Annotated in this window: 23 protein-coding genes and 2 tRNA genes; 13 read left to right on the forward strand and 12 right to left on the reverse strand. The window is 39.7% G+C overall.

Features of this window, described 5'->3' with window-relative positions; genetic code table 11:
• Positions 1–61: 61 nt before the first annotated feature.
• Positions 62–1,108, reverse strand: coding sequence for an aldose epimerase family protein (locus AQPE_RS19455; protein WP_318348163.1), 1,047 nt, complete (start codon positions 1,106–1,108; stop codon positions 62–64).
• Positions 1,109–1,277: 169 nt separating this feature from the next.
• Here AQPE_RS19455 and AQPE_RS19460 point away from each other — a divergent pair, with 169 nt between their 5' ends.
• The 10 genes from AQPE_RS19460 to AQPE_RS23920 all read left to right on the forward strand — a co-directional run bounded on the left by AQPE_RS19460 (position 1,278) and on the right by AQPE_RS23920 (position 10,786).
• On the forward strand, positions 1,278–2,276 hold the full coding sequence (locus AQPE_RS19460) for a GntR family transcriptional regulator (RefSeq protein WP_318348164.1): 999 nt from the start codon (positions 1,278–1,280) through the stop codon (positions 2,274–2,276).
• Between the two features lie 237 nt (positions 2,277–2,513).
• Complete coding sequence (locus tag AQPE_RS19465) at positions 2,514–3,569, forward strand: UDP-glucose--hexose-1-phosphate uridylyltransferase (RefSeq protein WP_318348165.1); 1,056 nt, start codon at positions 2,514–2,516, stop codon at positions 3,567–3,569.
• 17 nt (positions 3,570–3,586) lie between these two features.
• Positions 3,587–4,876, forward strand: a complete 1,290-nt coding sequence (locus tag AQPE_RS19470) for a galactokinase (protein WP_318348166.1) — start codon at positions 3,587–3,589, stop codon at positions 4,874–4,876.
• 172 nt (positions 4,877–5,048) lie between these two features.
• On the forward strand, positions 5,049–6,338 hold the full coding sequence (locus AQPE_RS19475; protein ID WP_318348167.1) for an MFS transporter: 1,290 nt from the start codon (positions 5,049–5,051) through the stop codon (positions 6,336–6,338).
• Positions 6,339–6,502: 164 nt separating this feature from the next.
• A complete protein-coding gene (locus AQPE_RS19480) occupies positions 6,503–7,183 on the forward strand; it encodes an NUDIX hydrolase (protein WP_318348168.1) in 681 nt (226 codons plus the stop codon).
• A gap of 50 nt (positions 7,184–7,233) precedes the next feature.
• A complete protein-coding gene (locus AQPE_RS19485; RefSeq protein ID WP_318348169.1) occupies positions 7,234–8,979 on the forward strand; it encodes a sodium:solute symporter in 1,746 nt (581 codons plus the stop codon).
• Between the two features lie 90 nt (positions 8,980–9,069).
• Positions 9,070–9,993 (forward strand): metallophosphoesterase, encoded by a 924-nt coding sequence (locus AQPE_RS19490; RefSeq protein ID WP_318348170.1) that lies wholly within the window; start codon positions 9,070–9,072, stop codon positions 9,991–9,993.
• Positions 9,994–10,205: 212 nt separating this feature from the next.
• Positions 10,206–10,279: transfer RNA gene (locus AQPE_RS19495), tRNA-Asp, on the forward strand.
• Between the two features lie 74 nt (positions 10,280–10,353).
• A tRNA-Asp gene (locus AQPE_RS19500) sits at positions 10,354–10,427 on the forward strand.
• Between the two features lie 86 nt (positions 10,428–10,513).
• A complete protein-coding gene (locus AQPE_RS23920) occupies positions 10,514–10,786 on the forward strand; it encodes a GIY-YIG nuclease family protein (RefSeq protein ID WP_404800988.1) in 273 nt (90 codons plus the stop codon).
• Between the two features lie 310 nt (positions 10,787–11,096).
• Here the strand turns inward: AQPE_RS23920 and AQPE_RS19505 are convergent, their stop codons facing one another.
• The 8 genes from AQPE_RS19505 to AQPE_RS19540 form a co-directional block, all read right to left on the reverse strand.
• Positions 11,097–11,891, reverse strand: a complete 795-nt coding sequence (locus AQPE_RS19505) for a sensor histidine kinase (RefSeq protein WP_318348171.1) — start codon at positions 11,889–11,891, stop codon at positions 11,097–11,099.
• 615 nt (positions 11,892–12,506) lie between these two features.
• Positions 12,507–13,670, reverse strand: a complete 1,164-nt coding sequence (locus AQPE_RS19510; RefSeq protein ID WP_318348172.1) for a sigma-54-dependent transcriptional regulator — start codon at positions 13,668–13,670, stop codon at positions 12,507–12,509.
• Positions 13,671–13,704: 34 nt separating this feature from the next.
• On the reverse strand, positions 13,705–14,625 hold the full coding sequence (locus AQPE_RS19515) for a Ppx/GppA phosphatase family protein (protein WP_318348173.1): 921 nt from the start codon (positions 14,623–14,625) through the stop codon (positions 13,705–13,707).
• Between the two features lie 143 nt (positions 14,626–14,768).
• Positions 14,769–15,680 carry a cysteine synthase A gene (cysK, locus tag AQPE_RS19520; protein ID WP_318348174.1) on the reverse strand — a complete coding sequence of 304 codons (912 nt, stop codon included), beginning with the start codon at positions 15,678–15,680 and terminating at the stop codon, positions 14,769–14,771.
• 244 nt (positions 15,681–15,924) lie between these two features.
• Complete coding sequence (locus tag AQPE_RS19525; protein WP_318348175.1) at positions 15,925–17,271, reverse strand: ABC transporter permease; 1,347 nt, start codon at positions 17,269–17,271, stop codon at positions 15,925–15,927.
• A 131-nt stretch (positions 17,272–17,402) separates the two neighbouring features.
• Entirely contained in the window at positions 17,403–18,347 is a 945-nt protein-coding gene (locus tag AQPE_RS19530; RefSeq protein ID WP_318348176.1) for an ABC transporter ATP-binding protein, read from the reverse strand.
• A 123-nt stretch (positions 18,348–18,470) separates the two neighbouring features.
• Entirely contained in the window at positions 18,471–19,013 is a 543-nt protein-coding gene (locus AQPE_RS19535) for an RsmD family RNA methyltransferase (RefSeq protein WP_318348177.1), read from the reverse strand.
• On the reverse strand, positions 19,004–19,849 hold the full coding sequence (locus AQPE_RS19540) for a DUF3822 family protein (protein ID WP_318348178.1): 846 nt from the start codon (positions 19,847–19,849) through the stop codon (positions 19,004–19,006). Before AQPE_RS19540 ends, AQPE_RS19535 begins: the two co-directional genes overlap by 10 nt.
• Positions 19,850–20,010: 161 nt before the next feature.
• Between AQPE_RS19540 and AQPE_RS19545 the strand changes: the two genes are divergently transcribed.
• The 3 genes from AQPE_RS19545 (at position 20,011) to AQPE_RS19555 (ending at position 23,122) form a co-directional block, all read left to right on the forward strand.
• Entirely contained in the window at positions 20,011–20,778 is a 768-nt protein-coding gene (locus AQPE_RS19545; RefSeq protein WP_318348179.1) for a hypothetical protein, read from the forward strand.
• 236 nt (positions 20,779–21,014) lie between these two features.
• A complete protein-coding gene (locus tag AQPE_RS19550; protein ID WP_318348180.1) occupies positions 21,015–22,070 on the forward strand; it encodes a hypothetical protein in 1,056 nt (351 codons plus the stop codon).
• 11 nt (positions 22,071–22,081) lie between these two features.
• Complete coding sequence (locus AQPE_RS19555) at positions 22,082–23,122, forward strand: rhodanese-like domain-containing protein (RefSeq protein ID WP_318348181.1); 1,041 nt, start codon at positions 22,082–22,084, stop codon at positions 23,120–23,122.
• 86 nt (positions 23,123–23,208) lie between these two features.
• Here AQPE_RS19555 and AQPE_RS19560 read toward each other — a convergent pair whose 3' ends face one another.
• The 3 genes from AQPE_RS19560 to AQPE_RS19570 are packed head-to-tail and all read right to left on the reverse strand — an operon-like array spanning position 23,209 to position 24,929.
• On the reverse strand, positions 23,209–23,685 hold the full coding sequence (locus AQPE_RS19560) for a rhodanese-like domain-containing protein (protein ID WP_318348182.1): 477 nt from the start codon (positions 23,683–23,685) through the stop codon (positions 23,209–23,211).
• A gap of 18 nt (positions 23,686–23,703) precedes the next feature.
• Positions 23,704–24,315, reverse strand: a complete 612-nt coding sequence (locus AQPE_RS19565) for a rhodanese-like domain-containing protein (protein WP_318348183.1) — start codon at positions 24,313–24,315, stop codon at positions 23,704–23,706.
• 11 nt (positions 24,316–24,326) lie between these two features.
• Positions 24,327–24,929, reverse strand: a complete 603-nt coding sequence (locus AQPE_RS19570; RefSeq protein WP_318348184.1) for a YeeE/YedE thiosulfate transporter family protein — start codon at positions 24,927–24,929, stop codon at positions 24,327–24,329.
• Positions 24,930–25,049: the final 120 nt, after the last annotated feature.

Consider the following 25,049-nt stretch of genomic DNA (forward strand, 5'->3'; position numbering starts at 1 on the left):
TCAAATGTACAAATTTTATTTTTCAGCAATTCGCATAAAAAAAGGGCCGAAGCCCTTTTCGTTATTTTGCGCCGAATTTGTAAATCGTTTTTTCGTAGAAATTCTGTCCCGGTGCCAAGGTAACCGGTGGGAAAAGTGGTTTGTTAATGGCATCGGGGTAATGTTGAGTTTCCAAGGCCAGACCCGAATAACTTCCAAATCTTTTTTGTCCATCGATGGTTAATTCCGGAATCCAGTAGCCGGTATAAAGCTGAATGCCAGGTTGTGTGGTGTAAACTTCAACTTCTCTTCCTGAAGTGGCTTCGCTTAGGCGACCAGCATAAACTAACTTCCCGTCAGGATTGTCCAACACAAAATTCAGATCGTAGCCGGTTTCTTCAGTCGCAATGTCTTTACTGATCTTCTTTTTGGTAAGGAAATCGTTTGGTGTTCCGGCTACCGGAAGGATTTCGCCGGTTGGTATGCTGTCGATATTGAGCGTGAAGGTTTTTGCAGGCAATTCCAATTCATGATTTAAGATTTGGTCTTTTCCGCCAGTCAGGTTGAAATAAGTGTGATTTGTTAGGTTTACAATCGTGGTTTGATCGGTTTCTGCTCCGTATTCGATAGTCAGTTCGTTGTTGTTATTTAAAGTATATGTGCAGCTAATTTTCACGTTTCCCGGATAACCTTCTTCCAGGTGAGGACTAAGTAAACTCAGTTTCACGCCTACACTATCAGTATTTTCAATTGTTTCAGCAGTCCATAAACGGCGGTCGTAACCTACTAATCCACCATGCAAATGGTTCGCTCCGTTGTTTACTGCCAAAGCGTAATTTTTGCCTTCGAGGGTGAATTTTCCGCCTGCAATACGGTTGCAGCAACGTCCGCAGACACATCCAAAATATGGATAACTACCGAGGTATTCCGGACTCAGGTAGTTTTCAAGCTTTTCGAAACCACAGGCAATATTGGCAAGTTCGCCGTTTTTATCCGGAGTAACAATGGAAGTAATAATTGCACCGTAATTGGTTATTTTTACGGTTACCTGATTGTCATTTGATAAGGTAAATAGGTCAACTTCAATTTCTTCGTTGGTTTTTCCGAAGAGCGATTTTGTAATTTTCATGCGTTTAGATATTTTAGTTTTAAAATGTTACGTGTTTTTTGTGCACCGACCACTTTCATTCTGCTTACAAATTTAATTTTTTTCATTCATACTGGTGGGTACTGGTTGTGTATTTTATTGTGAAATATTTTTACTTTTGAGTTCAGTTACTAAATCAAAACCTATACTTGTGAAATACATTCAGATTGATGATTCATTAGGTGTTCCCAAATACCGACAAATTATTAATTCCATCTATACCGCTATTTCGATTGGCGAATTGAAACTGGGTGATAAAATACCATCATTGAATCAAATTTGTACTGAATTTGAGCTGTCGCGCGATACGGTAATGGTGGCCTTTAATGAACTAAAGGCAAAGGGAATCATCAATTCCATTCCCGGGAAAGGATACTACATCAATAGCATTGAGATCAACGTTGATCAAAAAATTTTCCTTCTTTTTGACGAACTGAATGCTTTCAAAGAAGACTTATACACTTCTTTCCTGAATAGTCTGGATAACAAATCGACAGTGGATATTTACTTTCACCATTTTAATTATCAGGTTTTTAAAGATCTGATTTCGGAAAGTGCAGGTAAATATACTTCATATGTAATTATGCCCGCAACGTTTGATTATTCGGCTGACATAATCAGCAAGCTGCCAAAAGACAAGGTTTATATTCTTGATCGTTTAAAAGACGATTTGTCTGATTATCCGGTTGTTTATCAGGATTTTGAGCAAGATGTTTACGATGCCTTGAACGAAGGATTGGAATTACTTCAGAAGTATAACAACCTGATCATGATTTACCCCGGAGGAAAAGAGCCGGAGGGACGCATGTTGGGATTTCAGCGCTTTTGTAAAGAGAAGGGATTCAAATCTGAAATCATACGAAATGTATCGACGAAGGAAATGAAATCAGGAGAAGCCTATTTTGTTCCGTCTGACCGTAATCTGGTGCGTTTGGTGAAAATGGCCACTGAAAAAAATCTTGAACTGGGCAGGGATGTAGGCATCGTTTCGTTTAACGATACCGTACTGAAAGAAGTCGTTGCCGGTGGAATTACAATTATTTCTACTGATTTTCAACTCATGGGGCAAACACTTGCCCGAATGATACAGGAAAGAAGTTCTGAAAAAATCAGAAATCAATCATCGCTGATCAGAAGAAACTCGCTTTAAAATGTTTGAAAACACAATTTCGTTTCGTTTGGTAAAGGGTAAAAGATCTATTTTTACCAACCAGTACCTACCAGTTTGTGGAGGGATTGAATTTGTAGAAGTAACACAATGATTAGTGATCAACCGCAATAGGCAGAAAAGACTGATTCGGGTTACGAGTTTTGGGTTACGCAGTACAAACACGTAACTTGAAACCCGCATCCCGCAACAAAATAATAACTAGAATACATAAATTAAATGAGCAATTTTAATATCGAAGATCATCCGCACAAGCGATTAAATCCGTTAACAGGCGACTGGATTTTAGTTTCGCCACATCGATCTAAAAGGCCTTGGCAAGGTCAGGTTGAAAAAGCTGTTTCAGACCAACGTCCCAGCTATGACCCCACTTGTTATTTATGCCCCGGAAACGAAAGGGCAGGAGGGAAGTATAATCCACAGTATAAAGGGACTTTCGTATTTACCAACGATTTTAGTGCCTTGTTAACTGATTCCCCTTATGGAATTGTTGATGAAGGCAATCTTTTTCAGGCCAAAAGCGAAACCGGTATTTGCAAAGTGATTTGCTTTAGTAATGATCACAGCCTGACCATTCCCGAAATGGAGGTTGAAGACATTCGTAAAGTAGTTGATGTTTGGTGCAATGAATATGATGAGTTGTCTGGTAATGAAATGATTAATTATGTCCAGATTTTCGAAAATAAAGGTGCAATTATGGGGTGTTCGAACCCACACCCACACGGACAAATCTGGTCGTCATCATCGGTACCAACTGAACCTGAAAAAGAATCGAAAACGCAGAAAGAGTATTTCGCAAAACATGGGAACACCCTTTTGTCTGATTACCTGAACGCTGAGTTGGAAAAAAAAGATCGCATTGTTGTTGAAAATGAGCATTTTGTTGCGCTGGTTCCATTTTGGGCTGTTTGGCCATTCGAAACGATGATCATCAGTAAGCGAGCGGTTCAAAATGTTTTGCAGCTAACTGACGAAGAACGAACTGCTCTAGCTGATATTTATCAAAAGTTGACGATCAAATACGATAACCTTTTTGAAGTTTCGTTTGCTTATTCTGCCGGCCTGCACCAGGCTCCAACTGATGGAGCCGATTATCCGGAATGGCATTTGCACATGCACTTTTATCCGCCATTGTTGCGTTCGGCTTCAGTAAAGAAATTTATGGTGGGCTACGAAATGTTGGCGACTCCGCAGCGCGATATTACCGCCGAACAAGCCGCACAACGTTTGCGCGACCTATCAGATGTTCATTATAAGAAACAAACCAATAAATAATTAAACACAACAAAACGATGGCAAAGATTAATGCTTTAATTGAGAAGATTGCCAATGGAAAAAATCCATTGTTTCAGGAATTATATGGTGTAAACGAAGTTGTTCTGAAAGAACAGGCCGATCGCTATGCCGATTTAATGAATGAATTTAAGAAAGTTTACGGAGCTGATGATGTTTCGTTATTCAGTTCTCCGGGACGTACCGAAATTGGTGGTAATCATACCGACCACAACTATGGAAGAGTATTGGCTGGCGCTGTGAACCTCGATATGGTTGCAGTTGCTGCTTCAAACGGAACCAACGTTATCCGCATCAAATCAGCCGGATATCCGGAATTTCAGGTGGATCTTTCGGAATTGGTTATTGATGAATCAAAATATTATACATCTACTTCGCTGGTGAAGGGTATTTGTGCCCGGATGAAACAATTGGGTTATGAAATTGGTGGTTTTGATGCCTGCATTGAAGGACGCGTGCCTAAAGGTTCTGGTTTAAGTTCTTCAGCATCGTTCGAAGTGCTTATTGGAGCTATCATTAATCATTTGTTCAACGATGGCAAAATGAATGCCGTTGAGAATGGAATCATTGGTCAGTGGGCTGAAAACAATTTCTTCGGAAAACCTTGTGGCTTGATGGACCAGACTGCGTGTTCTGTTGGAGGTTTGATCACCATTGATTTTAAAGATCCTTCGAAACCAATCGTGAAAGAAGTTGATTTCGACTTTGTTAAAACCGGTTTTGCATTGGTGATTACTGATGTTGCAGGAGGTCACGATGATCCCGCTTCACAGGCAGAGTACGCTTCTTTACCTACTGAAATGAAAGCAGTTGCTGCTGAACTTGGTGCTAAAGTTCTTCGGGAAGTTACACTCGAACAGATTGTTGATAAAATTCCTGAAATTCGAAAAGTTACCGGCGACCGCGCTATTCTTCGTGCCTATCATTTCCAGGGCGATAATCAGCGTGTTGTTGATCAGGTTGCCGCACTCGAAAACAACGATTTTCAGTCTTTCCTGAAAATGGTAGTTGAGTCAGGATATAGCTCTTACATGTACAATCAAAATATTTTTGACGTAGTTCATAAAGACGAGCAGGTTGTTTCATTGGCTTTGGCATTGAGCGAAATGATTTTGAAAGGTAAAGGCGCGTGGCGCGTTCATGGTGGTGGATTTGGTGGAACTATCCAGGCTTTTGTACCACAGGATTTACTTGATAAATATGTTGCAACACTTGAACATGTCTATGGCAAAGGAAGTTGTCACAAATTGTTTATTCGTTCAAAAGGATCAATCAGACTTGATTTGTAAGTATATAGTGTTTGCTAGTCTTTCAAATCGAAAAAGTAGTTAGTGTTTGTGTGATAGGATTTTAATGTTTTTTGTACTTCAGGCATAAAATAATAAGTTATTTTGTGCAAATTCGAATCCTGAATTCACACAAACAATAATTCATCAATTAACAATCAAATCAACTAAAATTATGACTCAAAACAAGAATTACACAGTGCCAATAATCATGATGATCATGCTTTTTGGTATGATTTCGTTCGTAACCAACTTGGCAGCCCCAATGGGTATCGTGTTAAAGAGCCAATTTGCAGTAACTAATTTCTTAGGACTTCTTGGAAATGCAGCCAACTTTATTGCTTATGCTGTAATGGGTATTCCAAGCGGTATCTTACTTCAAAGAATAGGCTACAAGAAAACAGCCTTAATTGCTATTGCAGTAGGCTTTGTTGGAGTAGGAATTCAATATCTTTCAGGTTATTCAGGACAGGATTCAGCCTTTGCAGTTTACCTCGGTGGTGCATTTGTTGCCGGATTTTCAATGTGTTTGTTGAATACAGTAGTTAATCCAATGTTGAACACTCTTGGTGGTGGTGGAAATACAGGTAACCAATTGATTCAGGTTGGTGGTTCTTTCAACTCAGTAATGGCTACTGCTACTCCTATGATCGTTGGTATTTTGATTGGTGATGCAGCCAAAGCTCAGATTACCAATATTTTCCCATTCATGTATGCTGCGATGGCTGTATTTGCTATCGTATTTGTAGTATTATATTTTGTAAATATTCCGGAGCCTCACGCAGAACAATCTTCTGAACCACTGGGAGACTTGATGTCAGGAGCCTTAAAGTTCCGTCATTTCATTTTAGGTGCTGTTGGTATTTTTGTTTATGTTGGCGTTGAAGTTGGTACTCCCGGAGTATTAAATTATTTCCTCGTTGACCCCGCTACTCCAAATGCATTGAATGCTACTACTGCAGGATTCGTTGCTGGTACTTACTGGTTCCTGATGCTGATTGGCCGTTTGGTAGGTGCATCAATCGGAGCAAAAGTGTCGAGTAAAACCATGCTTACTTTTGCTTCAGGTTTAGGCTTAGTCCTTGTTCTTGCAGCTATGTTCTCTTCCGCTTCTACTTTGGTTTCATTACCAGTATTGAAAAGTGTCGATGGTGTAACTTCATTCGGATTGCTGGAAGTGCCGATCAATGCTGCATTCCTTGTATTAGTGGGACTTTGTACCTCAATTATGTGGGGCGGTATTTTTAATCTTGCTGTTGAAGGTTTAGGAAAATATCTGGCCGCAGCTTCAGGTATTTTCATGGTCATGGTTTGCGGTGGAGGTATTCTTCCTGCACTTCAGGGTTGGGTAGCCGATTTCGCTGGGTATATGCCTAGCTATTGGGTAATTGTTGCTGGCCTTGCCTATTTGCTGTTCTATGCTTTAATCGGAAGCAAGAATGTAAACAAAGATATTGCAGTTTAAAAGTTTGCTTTCTTAATCAAATACGAAAGAAGGGCCAGCAATGGTCCTTCTTTTTTTTTGTTAAAAAAATGTTTTCCAGCAGAAAAGCGTAATAAGTACACTTTATTTTATAAAAGTAAAAAATACTTTTATATTTTAGCTGCATATAATCTTGATAGATTTTTATGGAATTGTATAAAATACATCCGCAACACTATGTTGCAGTTGATTGTGTTATAATGGGTTATCAGGATGAAGAAATTAAACTTTTACTTTATCCCAGAAGCTTTGAACCATACAAAGGTAAATGGTCGCTGTTGGGCGGATTTGTTCAGGATGATGAATCGGCAGATAATGCAGCTGCTCGGATATTGAAACAGACAACCGGGTTGGAGCAAATTTTTCTGGAGCAGGTCGCATCCTTTTCTGTTCCCAATCGTGATCCTGAGGCTCGGGTAATTAGTCTGGCTTATTATGCTTTAATCCGGATCGATCTGCACGATGAAGAACGGGTAAAAGAAAACGGTGCCTACTGGATCTCGATCAGTAAGTTGCCAAACCTGATCTTTGACCATCAGGAAATGTTCGAAAAGGCGTTGATCAAGCTGCAGCAAAAAGCCGGGTATAGTTTAATTGGTACTGAATTATTGCCTGAAATGTTTACTCTGATTCAGCTTCGCAAATTATATGAGGCTCTTTTTCAGCGCGAATTTGACCCGGGGAATTTCAGGAAGAAAATTTTATCGCTTGGTGTTCTTGAAAAGCTCGAACTGAAAGATGTTTCAGAATCAAAAAAAGGTGCTTTCTATTACAAAGTCAAAAATAACATTGATGAAGTTGGAAAAGACAGGATCGTTAAGTTTTAGAAAAATTGAAATTCACAATTACTTAAATATAACAATCTAAATCTCAATTTATGAATTGGAGTTCACATGAATTTATTTGGCTCGACTGGACTATTATGGCAGTTGGGATTTTGGCCGTATCGTGGGCTGTATGGCGTTCGATACAAAAAGACAAACGATTGCAACAGGGAGCCGACAGCGAAGATTATCTGTTTGGTAAAGGCGAACCCTGGTATATCATTGGTGCAGCTATTTTTGCTGCAAATATCGGCTCAGAACACCTTGTTGGACTTGCAGGCACAGGTGCAAACGCAGGTGTAGGTATGGCGCACTGGGAGATGCAAGGCTGGATGATACTTATCCTAGGCTGGCTCTTTGTCCCGTTTTATCAATTGATGAACAATAAATTGGGGAAAATTATTACCATGCCCGACTTCCTCAAGAACCGCTACACTCCTCGTACTGGCTCGTGGCTATCGATTATTACACTTATAGCTTATGTATTGACCAAAGTGAGTGTAACCGCGTTTACCGGTGGTATCTTCATGGAAAGTCTTCTTGGATTACCTTTCTGGTACGGAGCAATCGGATTAATCGTATTAACAGGTATTTTTACCGTTCTGGGTGGAATGAAGGGTGTGATGACACTGTCAGCCATTCAAACTCCGATCCTTATCATTGGTTCATTCCTTGTGCTTTTCCTTGGATTGTCAGCGCTCGGCGACGGCAGTATTGCTCATGGCTGGACCGCAATGATTGACTATTCCAAAACCCTGGGCAAAGGAGCTGATGGCGTTGCTTATGGCACAAACCACATGTTCCACTTTGAAACGGGTGACCCGCTGTATGACGAGTATCCCGGTTTTTGGGTATTTATCGGAGCAACAATTATCGGTTTTTGGTATTGGGCTACCGATCAACACATCGTTCAACGTGTACTCGGACAACAAAAAGGCGAGTCTAACGAAGTTGTGATGAAGCGTGCGCGCAGAGGGACTATTGCTGCAGGTTATTTCAAATTGTTGCCTGTATTTATGTTTTTGATTCCTGGTATGGTAGCGGCTGCATTAGCTGCACGTCCTGATAGCGGTTTTACGTTAGAAAATCCGGATACAGCATTTGGTTCAATGGTTAAGTTTGTATTGCCGGCTGGTGTGAAAGGTATCGTTACCATAGGCTTTATATCTGCATTGGTTGCTTCATTGGCAGCATTCTTCAACTCTTGTGCTACCTTGTATACCGAAGACTTTTATAAACCTATGTTTAAAGGCAAAACCGAAGCAAGATACGTTTTGGTAGGTCGTATTGCAACAATTGTAGTAGTATTCCTTGGTATCGCATGGATACCAGTTATGATGAGTCTCGGCAGTCTTTACAGCTATTTGCAAGGCATTCAATCGTTGCTGGCTCCTGCGATGGTAGCCGTATTTGTAATGGGTATATTTTCTAAACGAATTACGCCCAAGGCTGGCGAAGCAGGTTTAATTGTAGGCTTCCTTATTGGTATGGCACGTTTGCTGACCAACATCTTTACAAACACAGGGAAAGATGTCATGACAGGCTGGTACTGGGAATCCACCAGATGGTTCTGGCATACAAACTGGCTTATCTTTGAAATCTGGCTACTTGTCTTCATCATGTTGTTCATGGTTGCAGTGTCGTTTGTTACTGCTAAACCTACCTCTAAGCAGGTCGAGTTTATTACTTTCACCGACGACTATAAAACGATTATCAGGAGTAGTTGGAACAAGTGGGATGTAATTGCTTCGTTAGGTGTTGTTTTGGCCTGCTCTTTATTCTATATGTATTTCTTGTAGAAAAATTGGACAAAGCTTATTTCAAGCTTGAAACATATTTTGTGAAAATTTAATTAAATTGCCCGAATAAACTATTCGGGCAATTTTGTTATGTACGACATTATAGGAGATGTTCACGGATATGTGGATCAGCTGAAGAGTTTACTGGCTAAGTTAGGTTACCAACTCATTAATGGTTGCTATACTCATGCAACTCGTAAAGCCGTATTTGTTGGCGATTTCATTAATCGTGGACCCAAAATAAGGGAAACTATCATTTTAATCAGAAGGATGGTTGAGGCTGGAACGGCTTATGCTATTTTGGGAAACCATGAAATGTACGCTATACTTTATTATTTACGCGATACTGAAGGTAAATATTATAAAAAACGGATTCCCAAATATCAATTGCAGATTAATCAGACGCTTGATGAGTTTGTTACCTGTAAAGACGAATTTAAAAGTCACCTGAAATGGTTTAGAACATTGCCTATGTTTCTCGATTTTGGTGCGATCAGGATCGTTCATGCATGCTGGCAGAAGGATAACATCAAAGAACTCAAGGGTGCATTAAATGAACCTAAAATAAGTAAAACGATTTTACGTGAAATTGCTTTGAATGAGACTTCATTTGCCCAGTGTTTTTGGGAAACCTGCAAAGGGATTGATTTCCAGGTTCCTAAAAATCTGCTGATTTTTGATGATGATGGCAGACCGCATCGTTCATTTCGTATGAAATGGTGGGATAATCCGGAAGGAAAGACTTTTAAAGAAATTTCAATGGAAAGCCGCTTTGAACTTCCAGCTTATACCATTCCGCCTGAAATTGTAAAATTCAGGACTCCTTATCCTGAAAATGATCCAATTGTTTTCTTTGGACATTACAGTTTGGTTGAGGGTTACGGAATATTGAAAGATAATGTTTGTTGTGTTGATTCTGGCGTGTCCAGAAACGGTAAATTGTTGGCTTACAGATGGAGTGGAGAGTTGAAATTGAATCAGTCGAATTTTGTAATGGTAGAAGGCGCTGTTTAATTTGATTGATATTCAGTGTTTTATAAAATTGTTGTTTTGATTGAAAAGTATGTGATTTTTTTCATTTGCCCTATTGCAGGGAAAGAAAGAAAGGCTATATTTGCAAAGCCTTTTGAGAAACGGATTTCAGGAGGTTTGTTCTTAAAAAGTGTTGTAAATTTTGTAAAAAAACAGCTTGATTTATTTCAAATCAGGTCTCGAAAAAATACTCTGGTGCGGTAGTTCAGTCGGTTAGAATATCGGCCTGTCACGCCGAGGGTCGCGGGTTCGAGTCCCGTCCGCACCGCCCTCTCAAAATTTACACTACAAAAAGAAATAAGTGGTTATAATCAACCATGAAATTTAATAATACTGAAAATTGGTGCGGTAGTTCAGTCGGTTAGAATATCGGCCTGTCACGCCGAGGGTCGCGGGTTCGAGTCCCGTCCGCACCGCAAAAAAGCTTCAAGAAATTGAGGCTTTTTTCGTTTTATGACAATTTTACATTAAAAATTGTTTCCTTTAGGTAAATCATGTTCTCATGTTTTACTCCTATATTCTACAAAGTGAAATTGACAATAGCTATTATATTGGGCATTCGTCTGATATTAAAAAGAGGTTGGAATATCACAACCAAGGGCTATCTGCATACACATCAAAGAAGATTCCATGGAAACTTGTTTATATTGAGATTTTTCAGACTAAAAAAGAGGCAACCCAACGTGAATTATTTTTAAAACGGCAACGCAACCATTCTTTCTATGAACGATTGATTTCTAGTGAATCTAATAAAATTCATCAAATGGATAATTAATATCGGCCTGTCACGCCGAGGGTCGCGGGTTTCCCGAAGGCTCGGGATCCGCACCGCAAAAAAGCTTCAAGAAATTGAGGCTTTTTTCGTTTTATCACTATCGAATGTTTTATATTGAATTTGTTCAATATAAAACTCTGATTAACGGATAGCGAAAATTCAAAATAGATTTAAAATTTCAGCACGCCATGACATAACGCAAACTATCCGCAATCAGAGTTTATATCTTTTTCTTTCGACTGTTTTTGCTAGTCTTGGTATATAAACAACTACATCACGGACTTGTTTTAAGGGCGTAAAAATTGATAGGTTATTTGTTTGCGGGAAGTGAAAAATAAAATGTAGAGCCGATCCCAAACTTTGATTCAGCCCAAATCTGACCTCCATTCAATTCGACAAACTCCTTGCAAATTTGCAATCCAAGGCCTGTCCCTTTTTCATTTTGAGTTCCATTGGTCGTAAATTCAGAGCCTGACTTAAAGAGTTTTTCTAAAACTTTAGGTTCCATTCCAATTCCATTGTCCTGAATTGCTATAATAATCTTGTCTTCATAAGCGGTGGCATTTATAGAAATATTTCCTTCCTCCTTTGTGAATTTAATGCTGTTAATAATCAAATTCTTTATCACAGATTCCATCATTGAAGAGTCAGTACAGATATCAATGTCCTCAGCGATATTGTTCGCTAACGCTATCCTTTTTTGATTACACAGAGTTCTTATGGGTAAGATTGAGTTCTCAACCAATTGATTTAAATTTGTTGTTTTTAAAACTGGAACAAGTTTTTTTCGTTGTGTTTTTGTCCAAAGTAGGAGGTTGTTAAGCGATTCAAAAGTTAGTTCGGTTTCCTTATTAAGCGAAATCATAATTTTTTTGATTTCTTCCGGACTCATAATATCGAAATCTTCAGAAACTAATTTGGTTACATTTATCAGTGAAGCAAGGGGACTTCTCAGATCATGAGCTATTATCGAAATCAATTTATCTTTAGTCGTATCGCTTTCTTTTAGTTCTTCGGAGTAAAATTTTAGTTTGTTTAAGTTTTCAATCAACTCATTTTTCTGTTTCTCGATGAGTTTATGTTGTTTTATGCGGGTTAAATTCATTTTCCAGAAAATAAGCGACAGACACAAACCCAAACCGGAAAGCGTTAGTCCGTTCACATTGTTCGAGATTAAAACATCAGGATTTGCTTGTGCATAATTCATTAATAGATAGAAAATTATAAAGCTAAATGAATAATACAGGATTGAATAAACTGGCCGGATTAGAAGAATAATCGAGCTAATTATTGTTGTTGCAATAAATGGGTTTATTGCGGTCGTTATCTTTTGATCAACTGCCGATATGGCTGCTCCTCCAAACAAAAGAGATAAAGCAACTGCTACGATGCAGATTTCTGCAAGCCGAATATTACTCCTCTTTTTTATAAACGCGAAGTAGATCGTTAGGCTTATAATGCTGAGTAAAATGATTATCGATGTGTGTATTGTTATAATGGAAACCCGCCATTCATATTCAATTCCAACACTAGATTTCAGGTGAGAAATAAATAAAATAACATGTAGTAAACTAATTGGAATACCAATTACCGAAAGATAGAATACGCGTCTAACGTTTTCATTCAGAATGTTGGTTTTTATTATTTTCCGATCTTCTTCTGATATTTTGAAAAAGTCAATAAGTTTATTTAACATCGCTATTTTAAGCTAAAAATTATTCTAGTAACGCGGAACAGCATAATTTAAAACATCTTCGCGGGTAATTGTTTTATCACATAGAATAATCAATCGTTCAACCACATTCCTAAATTCACGGATGTTACCCGTCCACCGCATTTTTTGCAGCTCGCTAATCGCATCAGATTCAATTGATTTTTGAGGTACGCCATATTCAGTGCAAATCAGGTCGATAAAGTATTCACACAATACAGGAATGTCTTCAATCCGGTCGTTCAGGTCCGGAACGTGGATCAGAATAACACTCAGGCGATGGTATAAATCTTCTCGAAAATTATTCACTTCAATTTCGTGGGCAAGGTTTTTATTGGTGGCAGCTATGACCCGAACATCGACTTTAATTTGGGCATCGCCTCCTACACGGGTAATGATGCTTTCTTGCAAAGCCCTTAAAACCTTGGCTTGTGCCGGAAGACTCATATCGCCAATTTCGTCGAGAAAGATGGTTCCTCCGGTTGCCTGTTCAAATTTTCCTTTTCGCTGTTTAATTGCTGAAGTGAATGCTCCTTTTTCATGGCCAAATAATTCACTTTCAATTAATTCTGACGGAATAGCTGCGCAGTTTACTTCAATAAACGGACCTTCAACACGGTTACTTTTTTCGTGCAACTGGCGGGCAACCAATTCTTTTCCGGTGCCGTTCGATCCGGTAATTAAAACACGAGCATCGGTAGCGGCAACGCGGTTGACCATGTCTTTAACTTTTTGGATGGAAGCCGAGTTCCCTACAATGTCAAATCGTTTGTTGACCTTTTTTCTCAGTACTTTGGTTTCGGTAATGAGCGTCGATTTATCCATTGCATTGCGCAAAGTAATCAGCAATCGGTTCAGATCGAGTGGTTTTTCAATAAAGTCGAAAGCACCTTTTTTGATCGATTCCACTGCTGTATCAATGTTTCCATGACCCGAAATCATTACAACTGGAATGTCAGGTTTGATTTCTTCAACCTTCTGCAATACTTCAATACCATCCATTCCCGGCATTTTGATGTCACATAAAATCACATCAAAATCTTTGGTCTGTAGCAATTCCAAAGCTTTAAACCCATCTTCGGCCAGTTCAACCGTATATTTTTCGAATTCTAAAATGTCTTTTAAGGTGTTGCGAATGCTGCGTTCGTCATCAATGACTAATATTCTTGACATGTTTCTTTTTTTTACTGAAAATTATTGCCCGAATTTAGTTGAAAATACGGTCGTATAAAATACCTTCCCGCAAGGCATAGTCGGTTTGGTATATTTTTTTGATATTTAGACGATCAATAACCAGTTTGATAAACAAAACCGAAGGAACAATCATCTCGATGCGAATGGATTCCATGCCTTTCATTTCGGTTCTTTCGGCAGTTGTTGACTTGATTAGAGTTTCATATACCCGCGTAAAGTCATCTGTTGCAATTTCTTGTTTAATCCTTGTTTTTGTTCCTGGATTGGTTTGGTCGATTAAATCTGCCAACGTATCGAAAGCACCCGAACAGCCGATCAATAAGGGAATTTGAATATTATTTAACTGTTGCCAAAGTGGCTCCAACCGGCTGTCAAACCAGTCGTTGATTTGCTCAATCTCTTCCGGTGTAATGGGATTGGAGGGTGGTATTTGTTCGATGATGCGGGCCATTCCCAACGGAAAACTTTGTTTCCAGATGGGTTCGTTGTTTCGCGTCAGGATAAATTCATTGCTTCCGCCGCCAATGTCAAGAATAAGCGAATGGTCTTCTATTTCATCAAAAGCCAGTTTCACTCCGTCAAATATCAGTTGAGCTTCTTTTTCTCCGGAAATAATCTGCAAGTCAAGACCCGTATTCGCCTTGATTTGTTGCTGAAACCAATCCTGGTTGGTTGCATCACGAATAGCAGAAGTGGCGATTATTACTACTTCAGAAACACTGAATTGACTAATTCGTTCCAGATGTTTCCGGATAGCCAGAATGGCACGTTCCAATCCATCTTCGGTCAACCTGTTTTTGTCGATGCCGTTTTTGCCAAGTTTAACAACCTCTTTTCCCTGATATAGAATTTGATAGGATTTGTCCTGGTACTCTGCAATTAGTAAGTTGCAGGTATTGGTTCCGAGGTCGATAACAGCAATTTGTCTCTTCATTCTGAGTGGGGAATATTTTAGGCTAACGAAGTTAGCGTTTCATATTTAAAATGACCAGATTGAAATTGAATTTTCGGCATTTCATTACCAAACAAAAAAGGCCGGTAAAACCAGCCTTTTGTATTTTATAATTTGATTGAATATTAAAACAATCCTTCAATCGATAAATAGCGTTCGCCAGTATCGTAAGCGAAAGTGAGTATTTTTGCTCCTACGGGCAGTTCGGCAATTTTCTTGGCAACAGCAGCCAGTGAAGCGCCTGACGAAATTCCAACGAACAAACCTTCTTCTTTAGCTGCACGACGGGCATAATCAAAAGCTTCATCTTTCGAAATCTGGATGGTTCCATCAATAGCTTGCGTATGCAGGTTTACCGGAATAAAACCAGCACCAATTCCCTGAATTGGGTGAGGACCAGGATTTCCACCACTAATTACAGGTGACAATTCTGGCTCAACAGCAAAGGTTTTCAGATTTGGGAATTTCTGTTTCAACACTTCGCTTACTCCGGTAATGTGTCCGCCTGTTCCAACTCCGGTGATCAGGTAGTCAAATCCTTCCGGAAAATCAGCCAGGATTTCTTTCGCAGTATTTTGTTTGTGTGCTTCGATGTTGGATGAATTATCGAATTGAGAAGGAATCCAGGCATCGGGCGTTTCGGCGGCCAATTCGTTAGCTTTGGCAATAGCGCCTTTCATTCCCAATTCACGTGGTGTTAAAACCAGTTCTGCTCCATATGCAGTAAGGATTCTACGGCGTTCAATACTCATCGATTCAGGCATAACCAAAATCAGTTTATACTTTTTAACTGCGGCAACCAAGGCCAAACCAATTCCGGTATTTCCTGAAGTTGGTTCAATCAGAACGCTTCCATGTCTCAAGATTCCTTTTGCTTCGGCATCCTCAACCATCGAAAGAGCGATGCGGTCTTTGATACTGCCGCCCGGGTTGGTTTTTTCTACTTTTACATACACTTCGTATCCTTCAGGATACAGGTTGTTAATTCGTACCAAAGGACTGTTTCCGATGGTTTCCAAAATGTTGTTTACTTTCATATTATTGTATTTTAAGGTTCTTATCTTTCGTTTCTATTAACAAAAAAAGCCTTCCGGTGTTCGGAAGGCTTCGATATTATCTCTTTTATGTCTTTCAAATGTTCGTTGAAAACATACCTTCTCCTGACCGTTTATAGCAGCAGCACATATACATGTATGAGAAATTTGCTTTCATTCTTTTCTTTAATCTTTGTATTGCAAGTATAACAAAAAAGTCAAACAAAATACATTTTTATCTTTTATTTTAATTTTTATAGAATAACCACTTAACAATTTCTTTAAGATTCACTTTTTTCCCATACATCAAAATGCCTGTCCGGTATATTTTTCCTGCGACCCAGATTGTTCCCAAAATAGTTGCCAGCAAAATGGACATTGAAAGAATGATCTGCCAGACCGGAATCCCGAATGGAATACGTGCCATCATGGTTACCGGCGATGTAAAAGGAATCATAGAGGCCCAGAAAGCCAACGAACCTTCGGGATTTTTAGCAACCGACATAACCATGATGATGGAAGCAATCAATGGTAAGGTTACAGGGAGCATCATTTGCTGGGCATCTTCATCGCTATCGACGGCAGAACCAATGGCTCCCATGAGTGATGCATACAAAATAAAGCCGCAAATGAAATAAAAGAACAGCGCAAAGATGATCAATGGAATGTTTAAGTTGCCTATTAAACCAATGATTTCAAGAACCTTGTTCTGGGCTTCGGGTGAGCTGGCTGCAAGTTGTTCCATTTGTGGGCCTGACATTACATTTTGCGCTTGAGTTGCAACTCCTGCTGATGCACGACCACTAAATGCCGCAGTTGCGCTTGTAATGGCAGTTCCAAGTATAATCCAGATGGCAATTTGAGTTAACCCAACCAATCCGATTCCGACAATTTTTCCAAAGAGCAGTTGAAAAGGCTTAACCGATGAAATGATGACTTCTACAATACGGTTGGTTTTTTCTTCCATAACTCCGCGCATAACCATAGTGCCATAGATAAAAACGAACATGTAGATAATGAATCCGGCAGCTAACCCAATAATCATTGCAATTTCGCTTGAGCTTTTCACGGCTTTGCCTTCTTCTCCAATTTTAATGGTTTCAACTGTGATGTTTGTTTTGGTGGCTGCCAGTTTTCTTTCCAGATCGGGAACTCCTATTTCATCTATAATCTGCTTTTTCTTTTCCGTTTCTATGATCTTTTCGATCCGGTTTGAAACAAAGTACTTAACATCCATCGTGACCTGTTTATCCGAAATCATCTCGGCACGGTTGGTATTCAGGATGTTGGTTGGGATATTCAGAACAGCATAGTATTTTCCTGATTTGAAATTCTTACTAAGCTCTTTAAATTCCTGTTCAGGTATATAATGAAACTTTGTAAATTCATTGCCTTCAATCCTGTTCAAAACGAGAGCGGTCGGATCATATACGGCAATAGTACGTTCTTCTTTGTCGTCCATCATGGCCAGATAGGTAGGCAAAATCATCAAGGCAGCCATCATCAGCGGCATTAAAAGAGTCATGATAATGAACGACTTTTTCTTTACCCTTGTCAGGTATTCGCGTCTTAAAATTAGGAATGACTTATTCATATAGGTTTTGTTAAATTTTCATTTTCGCTTAAAAAGTGTTAGTCTGCAATTAAGGATGTATTTCAAGTTGCGGGATGCGTGTTTCGGGTTCGGTTGTCGCGTAACTCGTAACCCGTTTCCCGTAACAATTCCTACGATTGCGATTGAGCACTTGTTTCGCGGTTATTTTTTTCTACAACATGGATAAACACATCGTTCATGCTTGGGATAATTTCTTTGAATGACACGATTTCAAATTGATTCATGAGTATTTTGATTAACTCATTGTTGGAATTGCCGTTCAGGAACTGAACTTTCATTTGTTTCAGGAACTTGCTGTCGTCTTGCTCAAGAACATTGAATTGAGCACCTAACCGATGTTGAAAATCCGGAGTTTCACCTTTGTAGGCTATCTCGAAAGTATTGCTTTTGAATTTTTCTTTCACTTCGTCAATTTGCCCGTCCAGAATCTTTTTCGACTGGTTGATCAATGCAATATGGTCGCAAATTTCTTCTACGGAAGACATATTGTGTGTTGAGAAAATGATGGTGGTTCCCTGCTTTTTCAGTTCAAGAATTTCATTTTTCATCAAATTGGTGTTGATGGGGTCGAATCCGCTGAACGGTTCGTCGAAAATAAGCAAGCGGGGTTTGTGAATTACTGTGGTGATAAATTGTACCTTTTGAGCCATTCCTTTCGAGAGTTCCTCTACTTTTTTGCCCCACCAGGCCTGAATTTCAAACTTTTCGAACCAGTACTTCAGGCTCTTGAGGGCATCTTTTTTCGACATGCCTTTCAACTGAGCCAGATAGAGCGCCTGTTCACCAACTTTCATTTTCTTATACAGTCCCCGTTCTTCGGGTAAATAGCCAATCTGATAAATATCCTCAGCTTTCATTGGCCTACCCTCGAAAAACAACTCGCCGCTATCGGGAGCTGTAATTTGGTTGATGATCCGGATCAAGGTTGTTTTACCCGCGCCATTGGGCCCCAATAGACCAAAAATAGACGCTTCCCTAACCGAAATGCTGACCGAACTCAATGCGACATGACCAGCATATTCCTTAACAATGTTATTTGCCTGAAATATTTCCATGGTAATTTAGTTGTTGTATATTTTGTTAGTTTGTTGTTTGCACAAAAAGTTACAAAAGGACAAAAACTTATTTGAGAACTGGTGCAACTATGGACGTTTTTAGTCCCCTCTTGGGGTGGGGATTTAGGAGAGGTCACTTTCAAAAATGCTGAAATGTACACTACCATAGCGGCGTAATTCCTTGAAGTTTGGATGCCTGGCATAGTCGAACTGTGCTGAATGTTCAAGGATAAAGATACCGCCAGGTTTCAGAAGATTATTGTTGAAAATCAAATCGGCAACCTCTGCAAATTGAGGATGATCGTATGGCGGATCGGCAAAAATCAGGTCGAATTGCTCTTTAATCCGTTTTGCAAATACAAAGGCATTCGATTTCACGATCCGAATATTTTTTTCGCCCAACCTTTCAATTACTTCTTTGATGAACTGAATGTGTGCCGGATTAATTTCTACGGCAGTTACATTGTCGCTCCCGCGCGAGGCCAGTTCATAACTGATACTTCCGGTTCCGGAGAACAGGTCGAGTGTTTTTGTACCTTCCAGATCGATGTAATTCTGAAGTACATTGAACAGACTTTCTTTAGCCATGTCGGTTGTCGGCCGGGCTTTGAATGTTTTTCCGGGAGTAAAAACCCGGCCTCTGTATTTTCCGCCAACTATACGCATGGATAAGTATTTAACAAGCTTACGAACTGATGTTTCTGTATTTTTTCGAAGGTATTTCCGTAGTTGAAATCCGCTGATGGTTTCAAAAACCGGACATTACTGATGTATTTCTTTAACTGGCGGATGTAAGCTGAATCGTCGGCCACATAGCCACCGATCAGTATTTCATCGCGTTCCGGGTCAAATTGAATGCTTTGCCACGTGTTGAGCGCATAATAAAGAAAATCGGATTCGTTTTTGAAATAGAAACTGTTGTAGAGTTCGATTTGCATGTCTTTCAGTGCAATCATGCGGATGTATTTCTTTTCAAAATTAATCACCAGAGTATTTTTTTTCTCTGTTCGTTGGTCGACTGCTGATGCAATAAGAGCAATCGATTTATGCCGAAAACTGAAATCGACATATTTCCGGTGCAGCAAAGTCATCAGTTCTTTTGGATAACTGTAAATCAACTGATAATTGAAGCCGGGGATTTCGTTTGCACTAATTTCTTCATTTCGGCTAACCTCGCTGTTAACCGAAGCTATTTTCAGAAAACTGGCCGATCCTGAGTATTCCTTTGGAAGCAGTGTTGCTTTGTTAGTTGAGTATGTGATTGATACGCTTTTAAACGACGCATTTAATTTTTCTTCCTGATCGAAAATAGTTTCAATTTTTCGTGATAGGAATTGGAGTTTGCCCACAATTAAAGGAACATGCTCAAAGACAACATATTTATTTCGGCGTGTATCCAATATACAAAAAGAAAATCCATCAAGACCAATCTGGATGGAAATATGATATTCTGAAGCGAGCCTGATATCGAAAGAATCGTCAATCCAATTTATTTCGTGCATATGGAAAATTTGTTCCCGTTTTACCTGATCTGCAAATGTATAAAAAGTAACTAAGTTATTTAGGTAATTACGGTCCCGAACTAAATTCAGTTGCCTTTTGTCACAATATCACCATCATGAGATCGTTTTGTTAATAGCACAAATTTTAAAAACATGAAGCTATGAGAAGAGAGAGATTATTAACATTTGTATGTGTTGCATTAACCATTGGGTTCTTTGCATGTCAGAAAGATCAGAACAATTCATCTACAGGTGATTCCAATTTGGGAATTAAACTTCAGGCCTTAAATAGAAGCTTTACCTTGCCTGTTTCATCTGTTGGGCTAAAATCAGCGTCAGTTTCAACTTCGTCAGTGGCCTGGGATACAGCACATATGGTCGTTTCAGGAATCACCTATGAGGCTAAACTGAAGAGTTTGATTACTCATCATGACTCTATCGAGATTAGTTACAAATGGAAAGGTCCTCAGGAAATCAATCTGTTGGATACTACCATAACGCTTGGTAACTTTACCCTGACACCTGGTTTTTACGATGAAATTGAACTTAGGGTCGATGGTTCAAAAAAAACAGCCGGATTAAAACCTGTTTTTTATTTGCACGGAGTTTATACGAAAACCGATGCTACAACAATACCGGTGAAGGTTATTGTAAATGAAGATGTTTCGTTTAAAACTGAAAAAGACAGCGTGACGGTTACTTCTATTGACAATACTGATTTTGCAAGTGTAATTCAAATTTACCTCGATCAGTTAATGGTTGATATTTTGCCCACAGTCCTTGACAACGCAACTCTCACCAATGGAACTTTAGTTATTTCGGCAGACAAAAACCGGGAACTTTACTGGATTCTCGTAAGAAATTTGATTAAAAATCATCATTGCAGACATTACCATCATGCACAAGGTTTTCACATGGGAGGACATTAATTGAAATGAATCAGTTGAAAAAAATCCGGTTAACGGAGATTAATAAACAAAAAAGCTTCAGGAAACTGAGGCTTTTTTATTTGAGAAAACCTCATTGATAAGTTCCCCTGATTTTCGATAAAGCAATCAGACAATCACTTAGAAATATTCAGGTCGTAAACTTTATGGGAAAACTGGTGTTAATGATTGCATGATTGTATTTGAAATTCACTAATTAATCAATAAATACAGTAACCATGAAATTCAACAAATTATTTTTATTCGTACTCATTGCACTAGGCTTCAGTGCATGTAATTCAAAATCGGCAAAGAATGCGGCCGACAGCAATGTGAAATATTACCGGAATATCCAGTTCAGTGAAACTCCCTGGGATACTGAACGCGGATCGTACGAACTTACTCCGGAAGAAGCCAAGACAATCAACAATTACAAATTTACCTTTAATGAAAAGGGGCAATTGGCTTCGGTTGAATACAACCGCAACAATGTTTTACTCGATTATTCATCGATTGGTGCCGCAAAAGTGACTTATACCTATGAAGGCGACAAGCAGGTTAAACGTTTTTTCAATGAGAAAAATGAGGCTATTAAAAATGGTGGGGCATCGGTTTCTGAATACACGCTCAACGAATCGGGAATGCGTATTGCCATGCGTTTTTTGGATGAAAATGGTACACCTATCGAAAACCGGAATAAAATCAACAATTACAAGTGGACTAAAATGCCGGACGGACTGATTCAGGAAATTCGATACAATTTGGCGGGTGAAGACGTTGTTATGAACGAGTTCTGTCCGTTTCATGAACTGCGTTTTACCTACGATGCCAATGGTTTTGTGACACGCGTGGCTAATTATTCGGCTGATACGCTTACGAATTGTACTGCCGAGAACTGTGGCGATATTGGTGTTTCCTATTTTCAATTGGAGAACAATGAAAAGGGCGATGTACTTACTTTTTCGGTACATAACACCGTTGGACAGTTGTCTAATTTATACTGGGGCTGGGCAAAGCGTACGAGCGTAGTTGATCAGAACGGCTATGTTTTGGAATCGGCTCAATTCGATCAGGATAATGAATACCTGGGAGGCAAAAATGTACCGGTAACCAAAATGGAATACGACGAGCATGGCGCTTTGGTTAAGCAGATTTCGATGGACAAAGACAAGAATGTTGTAAATAACCCCGGCAATGGAGTTGCAATCACAGTTTATAAATACGATGAGCAGGGACGTCGGACTGAAACCCTGAAATTCGATAAAGATGAAGTCCCAGTCGCAGCGAAAAGCTAATTTTTAATAGTATGAGAACGATCAATAAAATCACAGCCGTTGTTTTGCTGTTCTTTCTGGCAGCTTGTTCCGGAGGAGGAAATAAAACCAAACAGGTAGAGTCTGCGGCTTCAACAGAGGTTAAATCGGCTCCTGTTGCAGTAAACGATGAGTCTCAGAAGTTGCTGAAATATCTGGAAGAATCAGGCGATTATGTGAATGGACGAAATTTCCCTTCCTTAATTAAAGCTTCGGCGGTGAATGCCGAACTGGGTGGAAAGATTAAAATTATCGACCTGCGAAGTCCCGAAGCATTTGCAAAAGGTCATATCAAAGGAGCGGTGAATGTTGATTTCACAAAAATACCTGACTATTTCACAAACGTTATCAAGCCTTTCGAGTACGATAAGATTGTGATGGTTTGCTATGCCGGGCAAATAGCCAGTTACGCTACTTCGCTGCTGCGTTTAATGGGCTACGGAAACGTTTACGCCTTGCGCTGGGGAATGAGTAGCTGGAACAAGGATTTCGCTGCCGATTCGTGGCTGAAGGCTGTTTCTGACAAGTATGAAAGTAAATTGGAAATGACTGAAAACAACCGACCTGCCTTGACTGACTTTCCTCAACTGAATTCAGGAAAGTCAACAGGTGAGGAAATTATGGCAGCACGCTTCAATCGTTTGTTTGCAGATGGGTATGCCGATGCTTTTATAACTGCTGATCAGGTTTTTGAGCAACCTCAAAACTTCTATACCGTTAATTTTGAACGGAAAGATAAATATGATTCAGGACACATTCCGGGTGCTGTGCGCTATAAAACCAGCGGAACATTGGGAATTGTTCCTGAAATGGAATCGATACCAACCGATAAAGATGTTGTAGTTTATTGCGGAACCGGGCACAACTCCGGATTTGTAACTGCCTATCTGCGTTTGTTTGGCTACAAAGCAAAAACATTGATGTATGGTAACAATGCTTTTATGCATAGCAAAATGCTGAAGGATAAAAGTTTGCTTTCGTGGCTTCCTTTTACCGAGGCCGAAGTTGGTAATTTCCCGTATGTGAAGAATTAAGATTAAAGAGACAAAGTACCAGATCACCAAAGTTCCTAAGCAATAAAAACTTTGGTACTTAGTGACTCAGGTACTTAGGTACTTCATTAGATCGAATCCTGTTCCAGCCTGGCGGTAGTGTCGGGCTGGAATTTGTATTTTAGCTCCTCCGGATTTCCTCCGGAATTCAGAATAAAGACATTTTTAAAACCCATTTGATTCAGGATAACCCAGGCTTTTGAAGCTGTTGCCACATCTCCCGAATACAGAATAAGGTTACCATCAACTCCTTCCAGAATTTTCCGGTTCGTTTGATCCAACAGATTTTCAAAAGGAATTTTTATCGAATGTTCAACATGAATCGAATCGGGCAAGTCGCTGGTTCCGATGTTAACCACCATCCACGATTCTTTCAGTTCATGAAGTTGATCGGGTGAAAGCAGGTTGTTGTTATTTTTAGTCGCTTCAATGGCACTTTTTATATCCTGTTTAAATAAGTTCTGATCCGAATTTCGGATGATAACTAAAATCAAAATCACAACGATGATCAGGATGACAAACTTTAAATTTTTGAGTTGTTGCATAATTTCTGATTTTAGAATTTAGTTGCAGCCTCCGTCGAGTTTCGATTGGTTAAGCCTTTTGGCATTGAAAAACTTTGTTTTCAGGCTGTCGGGTAAACTGTTAATTTGCGTGAATGCTTTACGGGCATTCAGCCGGTTTTCGAAGCGGGCATTTTCGGCTGGCGTAATTTTTTCTCCTGAATATTGGCTGAGCATCACCGTATGGAACCATTCGTTGAGGCCACCTTTCATCACATAGTTGTTTGGATAACCCAGTCCGGTAACAATCGTCCATGCATAATTAGCCGTTTGATCGCCATTCCCATAAAATATGTTTTTTACCTTTTTCTGATTTAAAGTTGCTTCCCACAGCGGATTTTGGAGATCATCAAACGGAATGTTGATGGAACTGGGTATGTTGCATTCCCGGAATTGTGCAGCACTACGAACATCAATAATTTGAATGGTACTGTCTTCGCTGTTAACCGCGCGGGCTACCTGATCAACCGAAAAGTACATGTTGTCGGAAGCCGAGCGGGTAAGTAATTCGTTCGACTTCAGTTGAAACGTTTGAGCCGCGTCGAAAGGCAGAAAAGCAAGGATAATTCCAACTCCGACCAGCAATACTGAATATTTTATTCGTGCATCCATCTTTTTCTTGTTTATAGCTCATTCGTAATATCAGCCTGGCTAAATTTTTTCTCGGCAAGCTCAGCAAGCCAGAATAAGGCAACGGCTGCCACAATCAATATCAGGGTAAAAACTCCAGGTGAAACGCCCATCCATTCGTCAATTCGCATGGCACCTTTGAAATTGTCCAGAAATAGAGTTTCGATGAATGGATAGGTTTCGGCGAACAAAAATGCCCCAACCATTCCACCAGCAAGGAAAATCATTGCGTCAATTTTTCCGATCGAAAGGGCGCTGATTCCGGTTCCGGGGCAATAGCCGCCCATGATAAATCCGGCTCCCATGATCACTCCGCCAACGATTGCCGAGTTGATGTAATACGGATTCACGTAAACCAGTTTTAGGTTTAAAAGGCCAAAGAAACTGAGCAACTGCGATCCAACCAAAGCAACAATGGCTGCCGTGAAAAATACTTTGAGCACAGTGGTGTCGTAGCCGTAAAACATTCCGGCCAGTTTGCGGCTCGATGAAAATCCGGCTTGTTCTAAAGCAAACCCAAAACCGATTCCGATCAAAAAGGCGATCAGAAGGTTAAGCCATTCCGGAAATCCGGATATTATTGAAAGTGGTCCCATAGTTTGAAGGATTGATTTATTGAATTACTGAAATTTATCCCGTCATTGCGAAGTAGCGGAGCGAATGAAGTAATCTGTTGATTAGGTGAGATTGCCGCACTCCCTTTGGTAATTCGCGAT

The sequence above is a fragment of the Aquipluma nitroreducens genome (assembly GCF_009689585.1).
Lineage (GTDB): Bacteria > Bacteroidota > Bacteroidia > Bacteroidales > Prolixibacteraceae > Aquipluma > Aquipluma nitroreducens.